This is a genomic window from Plantactinospora sp. B24E8 (assembly GCF_039871735.1).
GTDB lineage: Bacteria > Actinomycetota > Actinomycetes > Mycobacteriales > Micromonosporaceae > Plantactinospora.
This window is the reverse complement of sequence record NZ_JBDPMH010000002.1, coordinates 343,056-356,531: the sequence shown is the minus strand read 5'-3', so window position 1 is coordinate 356,531 and position 13,476 is coordinate 343,056. Positions and strand designations below refer to the sequence as shown.

Sequence of the window (13,476 nt, the reverse complement as noted above, 5' to 3'; positions counted from 1 at the left end):
CGCCCGGTGACCCGCCCGCCCGTTCCCGAACAGGAGCCTGCCATGCCCCGAATCCCCCTGGTCGACCTCGCCGCCTCGTACGCCCGGCACCGGGACGCGATCGACGCCGCCGTCCGGGCCGTCGTCGAGGACACCCGGTTCATCCTGGGCCGGGAGGTCGGTGAGTTCGAGTCGGCGTTCGCCGCGTTCTGCGGCACCCGGCACGCCGTCGGCGTCTCCTCCGGCACCGCCGCGATCCATCTGAGCCTCGCCGCGCTCGGCATCGGCCCCGGCGACGAGGTGGCGGTGCCGGCGCACACCTTCGTCGCCACCGCCGAACCGGTGACCTGGCTCGGGGCCCGGCCGCGTTTCGTCGAGGTCGACGCCGAGACCGGGGGCATGGACCCGGACGCGCTCAAGTCGGTCATCGACCGCGTCCGGGCCGTCGTACCGGTGCACCTGTACGGCCTGCCGGTCGACCTCAGCGCGATCGGGGCGCTCGCCACCGCGGCCGGGGTGCCGCTGGTCGAGGACGCCGCCCAGGCCCACGGCGCCGAGTTCGTCCACGACGACGGAACGGTGGTACGCGCCGGGGCCTACGGCCGGATCGGCTGCTTCTCCTTCTATCCGGGCAAGAACCTCGGGGCGTTCGGTGACGCCGGCGCGATCACCACCTCGGACCCGGCGCTCGCCGACAAGATCCGCCGCCTCTCCGACCACGGCCGCACCACGAAGTACGAACACCTGGTCGTCGGGTACGCGGCCCGGCTCGACACCCTGCAGGCGGCGGTCCTCGGGGTCAAACTGGCCACGCTGCGGGCGAGCAACCAACGGCGACGGGAGCTGGCGGCGGCCTACCGGTCCCGGCTGGACGGGGTCGGCGACCTCGTCCTGCCGGCCGAACCGCCGAACCGGCGCGGCGTTCACCACCTGTTCGTGGTCCGGACCGCGCACCGGGACACGCTGCTGAGCCACCTCCACGCGGCCGGCATCGGTGCCGGCGTGCACTACCCGGTCCCGCTGCACCTGCAGCCCGCGTACGCCTCGCTCGGATACCGCCCCGGTGACCTGCCGGTGACCGAGGCGTGGGCCCGGGAATGCCTCTCCCTGCCGCTCTACCCCGAACTCACCGACGAACAGCTCGACACGGTGGTCGCTGAGGTTCGCACCTACTTCGACCGGATGTGAGGAGCGCCCGGCCGGCATCTCCGTGGCGGCGGCCTGTCGACAGTGGATTATGGCCGATCGGGCCACTGTCGAGGCATCAGCGAAGTGTCGCGGCTCAGCTACAATGAGCGGCGCTGATGTTCCACAACACCTGCGGGGAGGGGTTGGGATGAGCCCGGTCGATCCAGGGGGCACGGCGGCTGCGATGGGCGCGGTTATCGGCGCCCAGATGGGCGCCGCCGCCGGTGTCGCGGCCGCGGCACTGTTCCAGCAGATCAGCGTCAACATCGACGGCCTGGCCAAGGCCGCCAAGGTGATGCGCGAGGAGCTGCAGGAGGGCTACCGCACCCAGCTACCTCCGGTCTACGAGGCGGCGTCGACCGGTTCGACGATCGGTCTCGGCATCCCCGGCCCTGACTGGGAGAGTCTCCGGCAGAACTACCACGTCTGCATCGAGAAGACCTGCCAGGCGTTGGACAATCTGGACCTCGGAACGCTCCGGCTGGCACAGGCGGCGGAGCGCATCGCCAAGAGTTACCGCGACGCGGACGAGTTGTCACAGGCGAAGGTCAGCGACGTGAACAACGTCCTCGTCTCGCCCGAGCAGCAGCAACCGACGTCGCCCCAGCCAAGCCCGTCGCCCCAACCGAGCACGGGGAGGTACGTCTGATGCCGCCCGGTCCCTTCAACGTCGTACAACTCTGGCAGATGGTCACCGGTGCTCGCCAGGAGCTCCAACCCAGTCGCACGCAGGTCGACGCGTGGCAGCGGGCGTCCAGCATGCTTGACCAGCACTCGGCGGCGCTTCTCGACTGTCGGCGCCAGCTCGCCGAGATCTGGCCGCCCGAAACCAACGCCGCCGCCGCCGCGTACATGGCCGAGCTGGACCGCCTCATCGACGCCGCACAGCAGACGTCGTCAGCATCGGCGAACAACGCGAGGCACATCAACTACGTCGCGGACGGCATCGAGCAGACCGAAACTACGCTCAAGCCGATCTACGAGGAGTACGTCAACAACCAGCAGAAGCTCGCCGACTATCAGCGCCAGGTGGAGCAGGCGGGCAACATCGGCGGAACAATCGGCCAGGCGTACGGCGGGGTCGGTGGCCGGCTGCTGGGCGACTGGGCGGGCGAGAACATCTACGGCGCGGTGACCACACCGCCGGTCGAGGACGGCCGGCAGGAAGAACTCAACCGCCAGGCCCGCGCGGTGATGGCTCGACTCGACACAACCGCGCGCGACAGCGGCAACCGCGTGCAACCACCACCGGAATATGTTCCACCAGAGATCCGCGAAGCCGGGGGTGGCGACGAGTTCGGCGAGGAGTCCGAGGAGCGGCCCGTTCGTCCGCCGGTGATCCCACCTCCTCGGCACCGCCTTGACCGGGACGTGGTGGAATCCCGGCCCGGATTCATCGACGGGCACCTTCCCGAGTCGGGGCCGGTCAGAACGCTACCGGACTCCGAGCTGCCGGGTTATGACATGGATGGTCCCGGGCTGTCGAGCGTGGTTCCTCCGACGCCCACCGTGCCACCGCCGACACCGATTCCTCCCCCGCCTCCGGGCAGCCCGTTGCCCCCACCGGTCGGACCCGGTCCCGGGCTGGGTACTCCGGGTCTCATCCCGGGCGTCTCGCCGCTCAGCGGCGGCGGCAAGATCCCTTCCGTCTCGGGGCCCGGTGCCGGGCGGGTCGGGCCGCTGGGCGCTGCCAATATCGGCGGAGGCGGAGGCGGCGTACCCCCGGGCGGCGTGATCGGTGGGCGGCCGGGCGGAGGCGTCGGCGGCGTGCCGATCGGTGGCGGCGGTATGCCGATGGGCGGCGGGGCCGCCCCCAGGGGCAATCCGGCCGGCGGTGCACCTCGGGCCAATCCGGTCGGCGGCGTGATCGGGCCCTCCGGAGGGTCGGCCGGCGGTCGCGGGGCTGGCGGCGGAGCGGCCGGGGGCCGTGGTGCCGGCATGGCCGGTGGTCCGGGTGGTCGACGGGGTCAGCAGGGCTCCGATGACCGCGACTCCCAACACTGGGACCCGGACAACCCGTGGGCCGTTGAGGAGGGTGTCGCGCCCTCGATCGAGCCGAACCGCAGCGTCAGCCGGCACGACCCTGGAACCGGGGTCCTCGGGCAGGACCGGTGACGTTGAAAGGCTCGCGCTGGTGCGCGGCAGTAGTGAGTGGGGTGCTCGCGGCGATGCTGGGGGCGCCCCTGCCGGCAATGGCGGACGAGGCACGGGATCGCCAGTGGCATCTACGTGCGTTGAAAATCAACGAGGTACACCAGATCAGTCGTGGTGCCGGGGTAACGGTGGCGGTGGTGGACACCGGTGTGAACGCCGAACACCGTGACCTGACCGGTAACGTACTGCCTGGCCTGGACCTGACCGGGGAAGATACCCAGGGTCTGCGGGACACCCAGGGTCACGGCACCGCCATGGCCGGCCTCATCGCCGCACACGGGCACGGGCCAGGCAATACGGATGGCGCCCTCGGCATCGCCCCCCAAGCCAAGATTCTGCCCATCCGAAACGCGCAGGCCAAGGTCAGCAGGGGAGGCAACCTGCATACCGCGATCAACGAGGCGGTGGCACGCGGGGCAAAAGTGGTTTCTCTCTCTGTGAGCGGCGGAACCACCACCGCCCTGAAGGAAGCGGTCGAGCGCGCACTGGCCGCCGATGTTGTCCTCGTGGCGGCGTCGGGCAACACCACAGACGCCGATCGCATCATCTACCCCGCCCGATACCCCGGAGTCCTGGCGGTCGGCGCCCTCGGTCGGGATGGCCGACTGGACCCGATCACGGTGACCGGCGCCGAGATGGGGATCACCGCGCCAGGGGCGGACATCGCCTCCACCAGCCGGTCTGGGATCTATCTGACCAGCACCGGTACGAGCAATGCCACGGCGATCGTGGCGGGGGCGGCGGCGCTGGTCCGGTCGAAGTTCCCGGACCTGTCTGCGACCGAGGTGGTGCACCGGCTCACCGCGACCGCCGACGACAAGGGCGCCCCCGGCCGTGACCCGGAGTACGGCTACGGCTCGCTCAACCTGGTCAAGGCGCTCACCGCCGACGTCCAGCCCGCCCCGGCCGAGCCCACGCCGAGCGCCGCACCGCCCACCTCCCAGGTACCCTCCGAGCCCGCCGCCGCGCCCCTGCCCGACGGCGGCACCGGCGTCACGCTCAGCCCGCTCGCGTACGTCCTCGGCGGGCTCTGTCTGCTGGTGGTCCTGGTCGGCGTCGGCCTGGTCGTCTGGCTCGTCGCCCGGTCCCGTCGGCGACGCGGCCCACCACCCGTACCGGCCGGCTATCCGCCGCCCGGTGGTGGCGGCCCGGTGGGCTATCCGGCGCCCAGCTATCCACCAACATCCGGCTATCCCCCGCCCGGGTACGGTCCACCCGGCCAGGCCGGTCCGCCCACCCACCCCGGCCCGCCCTACCAGGGCAGGTAGGAACTGGGCAGGCGTCGCCTGACCCCTTCGGTGCCGTCGGAACCGGGACGACGTACCGTCGCAGGCGTGGCGGAAGACGGAGCCGGCAGTTGGGCGGAACAGCGACGTCGCGCGGTGGCCGCCCACGCCGCCGCCGACGAACGCCGCCGGGCTGCGGAGACCGACGAGGCCCGGCAGCATGTCGCGGCGTTCGTCCGGGAGGCGCAGGAGCGTGGCCTGCGCCCGACCCGGCTGACCGCCGTCGCCTACAACGGGCAGACCCGCTACCGCACCCCGATCCTCGGCTGGTACCTCGACTCCGCTCGGGTCCACGCGATCGACGTCGCCGGAAACTTCTACCTGCTCACCGTGCCGGCCAGCCTGCGGGCGCGGCTGACCGGGGTGTCACCACCACCGCAACCGCCAAAGCTGGTCATCGGTGAGGGTGGGCCGGACGGGCATTCGATCCCGCTGACCACCCTGCTCCGGCAGCGGTTGGACGCCGGGGACAGCTGGTCCTGATCCGCCTGGCTCTGCACCCCCGGGGCCACCGGCCCGTCAGGCTCCCTTGAGCACCTCGGTGACCAGCGCCTGCGCCTCCTCCTGCAGCCTGCCCAGGTGGTCCGGTCCCCGGAACGACTCGGCGTAGATCTTGTAGACGTCCTCGGTGCCGGACGGGCGGGCGGCGAACCAGCCGGACTCGGTGCTGACCTTCAGGCCGCCGATCGACGCCCCGTTACCCGGTGCGGTGGTCAGGGTCGCGGTGATCGGCTCCCCGGCCAGTTCGGTCGCGGTGACCTGCTCCGGGGACAGCCGCCCGAGCACCGCCTTCTCCTCGCGGCTCGCCGGGGCGTCGATCCGGGCGTACGCCGGCTCGCCGAACCGGGCCACCAGGTCGGCGTAGTGCTCACTCGGCGACCGGTCGGTGACCGCGATGATCTCGGCGGCCAGCAGGCTGAGCAGTATGCCGTCCTTGTCGGTGGTCCAGGGCCGGCCGTCGCGGGCCAGGAAGGAGGCGCCGGCGCTCTCCTCGCCGCCGAAGCCGACCGAACCGTCGAGCAACCCCGGTACGAACCACTTGAAGCCGACCGGTACCTCGAGCAGGGTACGTGCCAGGTCGACCGCGACCCGGTCGATCATCGAGGACGACACCAGCGTCTTGCCGATCGCCGCCTCGGCGCCCCACTGCGGCCGGTTGCGGAACAGGTACGAGATCGCGACCGCCAGGTAGTGGTTGGGGTTCATCAGCCCGCCGTCCGGAGTCACGATGCCGTGCCGGTCGGCGTCCGCGTCGTTGCCGGTGGCGACCTGGTAGTCGGCCCGCCGCTCGATGAGCGACGCCATCGCGTGCGGGGACGAGCAGTCCATCCGGATCTTGCCGTCCCAGTCCAGGGTCATGAACCGCCAGGTCGGGTCGACCAGCGGATTCACCACGCTCAGGTTGAGCCCGTGCCGGTCCGCGATCTCGCCCCAGTAGGCCACGCTGGCCCCGCCGAGCGGGTCCGCGCCGATCCGCACCCCGGCTCCCCGGATCGCCTCGATGTCGAGTGCGGCCGGGAGGTCGTCGACGTAGCTGGCGAGGAAGTCGTACGGCCTGGTGGTCTCGGCGGCCCGGGCCCGGGCGTAGGGGATGCGGCGGACGCCACGGAGTCCGTCGGCCAACAGGGCGTTCGCCCGGTCCTGGATCCACCTGGTCACATCGGTGTCGGCCGGGCCGCCGTGCGTCGGGTTGTACTTGAAGCCGCCGTCGGTGGGCGGATTGTGCGACGGGGTGATGACAACCCCGTCGGCGAGGCCGGTGCTCCGGCCGCTGTTGTGGCTCAGGATGGCGTGTGACAGGGCAGGGGTCGGGGTGTAGCCGTCCCGGCTGTCGACCAGCACGGTCACCTCGTTGGCGGCCAGCACCTCGAGCGCGCTCACCGCGGCCGGCTCGGAGAGCGCGTGGGTGTCCCGGCCCAGGAACAGCGGGCCGTCGATCCGGTTCTCCCGCCGGTAGTCACAGGTCGCCTGGGTGATGGCGAGGATGTGGTCCTCGTTGAAGGCGCCCCGCAGGCTCGATCCCCGGTGGCCCGAGGTACCGAACGCGACCTGCTGCCCGGGATCCGCCGGGTCCGGGTGCTCGGCGTAGTAGGCGGTGACGAGCCGCGCTACGTCGACCAGGTCCTCGGGTTGGGCGGGCTGGCCGGCACGGGCGTGGACCGACATCAGAACTCTCCTCATTTCCGCTGTGGGTGGACGTGTCGCCCACCGGCCGACCGAGCCCGCGCATCGTCGCACCCGCCGGACCGGGCGGCGCGCAGGCGGTCGTACCCGCGTGTCGCCCGGAGCGCCGGTGCGGCCGGTGACGACCGGTCAGGGCTCGATGCGCTGGCCCTTGCCGATCACCACGATGCCACGGTCGGAGACCGTGAAACGCTCACGGTCCCGTTCCAGGTCCACGCCGATCTCCGCGCCCTCCGGCACCACCACGTTCTTGTCGAGGATGGCGTTACGGACCACGGCGTGCCGTCCGATCTCCACCCCCTCCATCAGTACCGAGCCTTGCACGTTGGCCCACGAGTGCACCCGGACATTCGGCGAGACGACGGAGTTCTCCACCAGGGACCCGGAGATCACCACGCCGGGGGAGATCATCGAGTCGACGGCCCGTCCGACCCGCTCCCCCAGCCCGTGTACGAACTTCGCCGGCGGCCACGGCGGATGGTCGGTGTAGATCGGCCAGTCGTAGTTGTAGAGGTTGAAGACCGGGTGGATGGCGATCAGGTCCATGTGCGCCTCGTAGAACGAGTCGAGGGTCCCGACGTCGCGCCAGTAGCCGCGGTCCCGGTCGGTGCTGCCCGGCACCTCGTTGTCGCGGAAGTCGTACACGTTGGCCTCGCCCCGCTCGACAAGCATCGGGATGATGTTGCCGCCCATGTCGTGCTTGCTCGTCTTGTCGGCCGCGTCGCGCTCGACCGCCTCGCAGAGCACCTTGGTGGTGAAGACGTAGTTGCCCATCGAGGCGTAGATCTGGTCCGGGTCGTCCGGCAGGCCCCGCGCGTCGGTGGGCTTCTCCCGGAAGGCACGGATCCGTCGGCCGTCCTCACCCACCTCGATCACGCCGAACTGGTCGGCGGTGGAGAGGGGTTGGCGGATGCCGGCGACGGTGACGCCCGCACCGGAGTTGACGTGGTCGGCCATCATCTGCCGCGGATCCATCCGGTAGATGTGGTCGGCACCGAAAACGATCACGTAGTCCGGCTGCTCGTCGTTGATCAGGTTGAAGCTCTGGTAGATGGCGTCCGCCGAGCCCGCGAACCACCACGGGCCACGTCGTTGCTGCGCCGGCACCGGCGTGACGTAGTTGCCGAGCAGGTTCGACATCCGCCAGGTCTTGGTGACGTGCCGGTCGAGCGAGTGCGACTTGTACTGCGTCAGTACGACGATCTTGAGGAAGCCACCGTTGGCCAGGTTGGACAGGACAAAGTCGATCATGCGGTACATGCCGCCGAACGGAACGGCCGGCTTGGCCCGGTCCGCGGTGAGCGGGAGGAGACGCTTGCCCTCTCCCCCGGCCAGGACAATCGCGAGGACCTTGGCTGACATGCCACGACGGTAACGGAGCCGGCAGGACTCCGCACAGGGCTCGTCCCGTTCGTCCTGCCAAGATCGGTATCGTCCTCTTCCCGCCGCGCCGGCGACGACCAGCGCGGGCCTGGGTGGCGTCGGTTCACCGGTCCAGGGAGCGGGCGGCGGCGTCCGCGACGGCGTCGGCCAGCACCGTCAACTGCCGGGACTCGAGCCGCCACTGCTGCCAGTACAGCGGCACGTCCAGCACGGCGTCCGGATCGACAGGTACGACCGTTCCGGCGGCCTCGTAGCGGGCGCTCTGCTGACGCGGCAGCATGCCCCAGCCGAGGCCCAGGCGGACCGCCTCGGCGAAGTCACCGGAGAACGGCAGGTAACTGCGGGGCGGGTCCAGACTCCGACGGGTCCGCCGACGCAGATACCGGTGCTGGAGATCATCCTTGCGGTCGAAGACGAGCACCGGCGCCCGGGACAGGTTCTCGGCCGTCGGCCCGTCCGGGAACCAGGTCCGGACGAACTCGGGGCTGGCCATCGGCCGGTACCGCATCCGCCCGAGCGGGCGTACCGCACAACCCTGGACCGGCCGGGAGTCGGAGGTGACCGCCGCCATCACCGTGCCACGGCGGAGCAGTTCCACCGAGTGGTCCTGGTCCTCCCGGTGGACGTCGACGCAGATCCGCTGCCGGGCCGCCACCGCCAGCGCCGGCAGCACCCAGGTGTTCAGCGAGTCGCCGTTGACCACCACCGGAATCCTGGTGAATCCCTCCCGATCGGCGGCGGACGGGGCACCCAACTGGTCCAGAACGTCGGTCTCCAGCAAGGCGACCTGCCGGGCCAGTCGCAGGACCAGCTCGCCGGAGGCGGTGGCACGCGCCGGCTTTCCCCGTTCGACGAGCACCCGACCGACCGTGGTCTCCAGCGCCTTCATCCGTTGGCTGACCGCCGAAGCGGTGACGTGCAACTGCCGGGCGGCAGCCTCGAACGAACCGTGGTCGACCACCGCCACGAAGGTACGGAGTTGCTCGAACTGGAGGTCCACGTTAAGCGATCCTAATGTTGGTTAAGAATCATTAGCTGGAGCCGGGACCTTCGCCTCTCTAGGGTCGGCCCGTGACCGCTACCGCCCCACTGGCGCTGCCCGCCACCGCCCTCCCCGCCGACACGCTGCCCGTCCTGCTCGCCGGCTTCGGCGTCGGGCTCTCCCTGATCGTGGCGATCGGCGCCCAGAACGCCTTCGTGCTCCGACAGGGCATCCGGGCCCGGCACGTGCTGCCGGTCGTCGCCATCTGCGCCGCCTCGGACGCGGCACTGATCCTGGCCGGGATCACCGGCGTCGGCGCGGTCGTCGACCGGGCACCGGTGGCGCTCACCGTCGTCCGGTGGGCCGGTGCCGCCTTCCTGATCGGCTACGGCCTGCTCGCGGCCCGCCGCGCGTTCGGCGCACAGACCCTGAGCGGCGGGGCCGAGGGCGGCGGCGGCTCGTTGCGTACGGCGGTGCTCACCGTACTGGCGATGACCTGGCTCAACCCCCACGTCTACCTCGACACCGTGCTCCTGCTCGGCTCGCTCGCCAACACCCACCCGGCCGGTGGCCGCTGGTGGTTCGGCGCCGGAGCGGCCCTGGCCAGCGTGCTCTGGTTCACCGCCCTCGGGTACGGCGCGCGGCTGCTCGGCCGGGTCTTCGCCCGCCCGCTGGCCTGGCGTCTGCTCGACACCCTGATCGCGATCACGATGATCACCATCGGCGTCAGCCTGATCACCGGTTAACCTCCGCCGAGCCGATCGGAATGGCCGGCCCGGTCGACAACGACAACGCCAACGGGCCGAGCCCGCCGACGTCGGCGCGCCGAGCCAAGGTGCGCGAATCTGACGATCGCCACCCGGGGGCGGGAGCGGCATTTCTGGGTCGGCGAGGCGACACCAAGGGTGCCCGTTCGGATGAAGGAGGCCGCAGAAACAACCACTATAGTCGTATCGATCAATACTGGGGCACTCCCGACCTCGGACCGGCACGGTGTTCATACCACAGGTAAAGGTCGATACTGTGAGCTTGGGCCGAACATCCCGCCAGCGGCAGTCCGACGGAGCGGTCACCGCCGATCTCCGCAGGTCGGACGATCTCGAGGCGAGACTGCGCCGTTTCCGCACTCGCGAGCTGGCTAATCGGCGCCACCCCTCGATCGCGCGGATATCCGTGGACACCGCCTCCCGCGTCGTGCCGCTGCTCGGCGGCTACGCCGGGACGATCTCGTTTGCGTTTCCCCACAATCTGCCCGCGATAATGGTCTTCGCGATAGCCACCGTCTCGCTGCTCGGTTCCTGGTTCCACGACTCGGTGCACCGGAGCGTCCGACTACCGGCCGGCGTCGACTTCCTACTAGCCCGACTCGGGGCGAGCCCGGTCGGCTTCAGCCCGAGATGGTGGGCCTACAAACATGTCCGGCTCCACCACCGGTACCCCGGAAACCCGGAGTTCGATCCGGACATCCAGTTCGGCCGCCTGGGCCGGGTCTCGTCCGCGCAGGGATGGCAACCCCTGCACCTGACCCAGCACGTGCACATGTGGTTCCTGCTCCCGTTCTCGACGCTGAACATGCTGAAGCCGGCCGAGCCCCGTCTCGTCCGCCGCTACAACCACCTTCCCGGAATCACGATCACAGTCCCCGGTTGGGTCTTCCTCCTCGACAAGTACGTCGGGGCCCTGGTCGTCTGGCTTCCGGTCTTCCTGACGCAGTCACTGCGCGGCGCCACGGCGACCTTCCTGGTCTTCCACCTGTGCGCCGGCACCCTCGTCTCCTTCGTGACCCAGGTCCAGCACAACACCGCACTGTCCGACGACAGCGACGACTACTCGGCCCGATGGCCACTGTGCGATCAGGTGCTCCGGACCACCGACGTGGGTCGGCGACAGGGCGTCTGGTGGTGGCTCTGTGGTGGCGTGAACTTCCACATCGCCCACCATCTCGCACCGAGCCTCACGTTCCTGGAACTCCCGGCGGTGACGGCACGGCTGCGGGCCGACCTCCGCGAGATCGGCCTCGACCTACCGGTGCACCGCGACATGATCACGGCTGTCCGTTCGCACGCGTCGCTGGTCCGCAGCCTCGCCCGCCGTCCCTGCGACAACTCTCCGCACTCACCCGGTCACCCGGCCAGATAGCCGAAGGATGCACGGTGCAAACCATTCCGAGACAGACGGAACGCAGCGAGCCGGCGCCCATTCCGGACCTGAAACCGTTCGTCGTCGACCCGCTGATCCTAAACAGGCTGGACGGCGCCGCGGTCGGTACCCTGACGGTCGCCGTCGTCATCGCGGCACTCACCGCGCTGGCGGCAATCTGGTCGGCGGCCGCGTCCGGCCTGTTCCTACGGTCAAAAGACGCGGACACCCTGTGGAACGATGTCTGGCTTTTCGCCCTCCGTAACGAGTCCGACAGTGCGGACCTGGCGGTTCCGTACCTGCGCGACTATCCGTCGATCATCCTGACCTTCACCATCGCCGCCTCGGTACCCCTGGTATACGCCCTGTACCGGGGCGCCGCGAGTTTGCACTCCGAGATGGAGGCGTCCGGCTGCGTCAAGTACGACGAGGCAGGTCGGCGAAAGCTCACCGAAGCGGTGGAAGCGGTGAATATCCGGTTGCGCCGGTGGGGAAAGTTCTCACCGCTCGCCTTCATGGTCGCCCTCGCCTTTACCACCCTGACGAACCTGTCACTCCAGTCCGGACTCTTCGGTTTCCTCGCGCCCGACCTGTACGACAACTGGTGGGCGAGCCTCCAACCGCTGCGTCCCGGCGGCATCGTGTGGGCGCTCTTCGGCGCGGTCGGGATCTACATGGTCTACGCGGAGGCGGTGGTCGGGCTCACCTATGTCTCGTTCTTGAAAAGACTCCAGAACGACTACCAGTTCCGGGCCAACATGCTGAACCCGGACGGCTTCTTCGGCTGGCTACGGCTCCGCCAACTGATCACGAACATGCAGGCGGGAGCGCTGTGCACCCTGTTGAGCGCCTGGGCCCTGTCGTTCTTCCTGGAACCCGCGACCGGGACCATCGCGACCGTCCTGCTCCTTTCCGTGTTCATCGGCGTCGTCGGCTATGTCTTCTTTGCCGTCAACATAAACTTCCGTCGTCAGGTTCGGCGCGACAAGGAGGCCCAGACCCGGAAGGTGGCGGAGGAGATCACCGCGAACGCCGATCGGAAGGACACCGAGGGCCTCCTGCTGCTCCTGGTTTCCTACCAGCGCCTGGAATACATTGCCAAGATCCCTTCCACACCGATCCGACAAAGATGGCTGATCGCCGGCGCCCTCTCGATTCTCGGCCCCATCTCCGCGATCTCCGTCCAGGTGGTCAAATACTTTTCACCATGACGACCACGGGTCGATCATCCGTTTAGGAGCCCAAATGATCTCCGTTGTGATCCAGGGCGGCGCGATGCGCTCGATCTACTGCCTGGGCGCGGTCCGCGCGGTCGTCGAGGGCGGCTTCGCCGCCCAGGTGCGGACCATCCACACCGCCAGCGCCGGCTGCGTGTCCGGAGCGGTACTCGCCACCCACGTGGGCGGAGCCGGCGACCGGACGGTCACCGAGGCGGTGCACCTCTTCCTCGACAGCCTCGGCGGCGACCGGTTCATCAACCTCTGGCGCCTCCGGAAGGTCGTCGATGTGGATCTCCTCGCCGAGACCATCGACACGATCACCTCGTTGTCCGCCAGGACACTCGCCGACCGGGAGCTCACCTTCGAGGTCGGCCTGACCGACGCCCATGACGGCTCGGCGCGATACGTCGACCTCGCGCAGAGCAGTTCGGACCAGGAGCTCTACCGTGCCCTGCGGGCGACGATGGCGATCCCGCTGCTCTATCCCAGGAAGGTGATGATCGACGGTAGGCGCTACATCGACGGCGGCATCAGCGATCCGCTGCCGGTACTCCGGGCGATGCGGCGGAACCCGACGGCGGTCATCGCGATCTCCAGCGTGGCCAAGCCCTACCTCGGCCGGGAGCTGGAAACCCCTCGCGAGTCGCTCGTGGTCAGGCTCCTGCCCAACCTGTCGTCATCGGTCAAACATCTCCTGCTTGCCCGGAATCCGCTCGGTGCCGCGACCGAAGAGCTGACCGAGTGGGGATCGGCCGCCGGCATCAAGGTCATCCGAATCGCACCTGCTGACCAGGCTCTGCTCGGGCACCGGCTGGAGACCGACCGGGACAGGCTGCTCAGGCTGGAAGAGATGGGTTATCAGGACGGCCAGCGCGCCCTCGCTGCATCGGCGGAAGCCGCGGAATCGCCACAGCCGTCCACCTGACCAGGCGGCGGACTGCCGGCGCCGCTAGCCGGGCGG

Annotated in this window: 11 protein-coding genes and 1 pseudogene; 9 read left to right on the top strand and 3 right to left on the bottom strand. The window is 69.8% G+C overall.

All coding sequences use genetic code 11. The features are described from left to right. Positions 1 to 42: 42 nt before the first annotated feature. The 5 genes from ABGB21_RS05405 to ABGB21_RS05385 all read left to right on the top strand — a co-directional run bounded on the left by ABGB21_RS05405 (position 43) and on the right by ABGB21_RS05385 (position 5,090). Positions 43 to 1,167: a DegT/DnrJ/EryC1/StrS family aminotransferase gene (locus ABGB21_RS05405; RefSeq protein ID WP_347676577.1), complete on the top strand. Its 1,125-nt coding sequence runs from the start codon at positions 43 to 45 to the stop codon at positions 1,165 to 1,167. A 148-nt stretch (positions 1,168 to 1,315) separates the two neighbouring features. Beyond that, complete coding sequence (locus ABGB21_RS05400; RefSeq protein WP_347653646.1) at positions 1,316 to 1,816, top strand: hypothetical protein; 501 nt, start codon at positions 1,316 to 1,318, stop codon at positions 1,814 to 1,816. Then, the gene (locus tag ABGB21_RS05395) at positions 1,816 to 3,282 is read left to right on the top strand and encodes a hypothetical protein (protein WP_347653645.1); all 1,467 of its coding nucleotides are present in this window, start codon (positions 1,816 to 1,818) and stop codon (positions 3,280 to 3,282) included. The genes ABGB21_RS05400 and ABGB21_RS05395 overlap by 1 nt, the downstream gene beginning before the upstream one ends. 53 nt (positions 3,283 to 3,335) lie before the next feature. Continuing rightward, entirely contained in the window at positions 3,336 to 4,589 is a 1,254-nt protein-coding gene (gene mycP / locus ABGB21_RS05390) for a type VII secretion-associated serine protease mycosin (protein WP_347653750.1), read from the top strand. Positions 4,590 to 4,655: 66 nt separating this feature from the next. Then, positions 4,656 to 5,090, top strand: a complete 435-nt coding sequence (locus tag ABGB21_RS05385; RefSeq protein WP_347653644.1) for a hypothetical protein — start codon at positions 4,656 to 4,658, stop codon at positions 5,088 to 5,090. A gap of 36 nt (positions 5,091 to 5,126) precedes the next feature. On the opposite strand, the gene pgm is transcribed toward ABGB21_RS05385, so the two are convergent. From pgm to ABGB21_RS05370, 3 genes and pseudogenes are all read right to left on the bottom strand, one after another. Beyond that, entirely contained in the window at positions 5,127 to 6,773 is a 1,647-nt protein-coding gene (pgm, locus tag ABGB21_RS05380) for a phosphoglucomutase (alpha-D-glucose-1,6-bisphosphate-dependent) (protein WP_347653643.1), read from the bottom strand. A 147-nt stretch (positions 6,774 to 6,920) separates the two neighbouring features. After that, positions 6,921 to 8,156, bottom strand: a pseudogene (glgC, locus tag ABGB21_RS05375) (glucose-1-phosphate adenylyltransferase); the annotation flags it as partial. Positions 8,157 to 8,277: 121 nt separating this feature from the next. Further along, positions 8,278 to 9,174, bottom strand: coding sequence for a LysR family transcriptional regulator ArgP (locus ABGB21_RS05370; protein WP_347653642.1), 897 nt, complete (start codon positions 9,172 to 9,174; stop codon positions 8,278 to 8,280). A 125-nt stretch (positions 9,175 to 9,299) separates the two neighbouring features. Here ABGB21_RS05370 and ABGB21_RS05365 point away from each other — a divergent pair, with 125 nt between their 5' ends. The 4 genes from ABGB21_RS05365 to ABGB21_RS05350 all read left to right on the top strand — a co-directional run bounded on the left by ABGB21_RS05365 (position 9,300) and on the right by ABGB21_RS05350 (position 13,440). Further along, entirely contained in the window at positions 9,300 to 9,902 is a 603-nt protein-coding gene (locus ABGB21_RS05365) for a LysE/ArgO family amino acid transporter (protein WP_347676717.1), read from the top strand. 427 nt (positions 9,903 to 10,329) lie between these two features. Next, complete coding sequence (locus ABGB21_RS05360) at positions 10,330 to 11,295, top strand: fatty acid desaturase (RefSeq protein ID WP_347676574.1); 966 nt, start codon at positions 10,330 to 10,332, stop codon at positions 11,293 to 11,295. A gap of 14 nt (positions 11,296 to 11,309) precedes the next feature. Next, entirely contained in the window at positions 11,310 to 12,506 is a 1,197-nt protein-coding gene (locus ABGB21_RS05355; protein WP_347653640.1) for a hypothetical protein, read from the top strand. A gap of 34 nt (positions 12,507 to 12,540) precedes the next feature. Beyond that, entirely contained in the window at positions 12,541 to 13,440 is a 900-nt protein-coding gene (locus ABGB21_RS05350) for a patatin-like phospholipase family protein (protein ID WP_347653639.1), read from the top strand. Positions 13,441 to 13,476 lie beyond the last annotated feature (36 nt).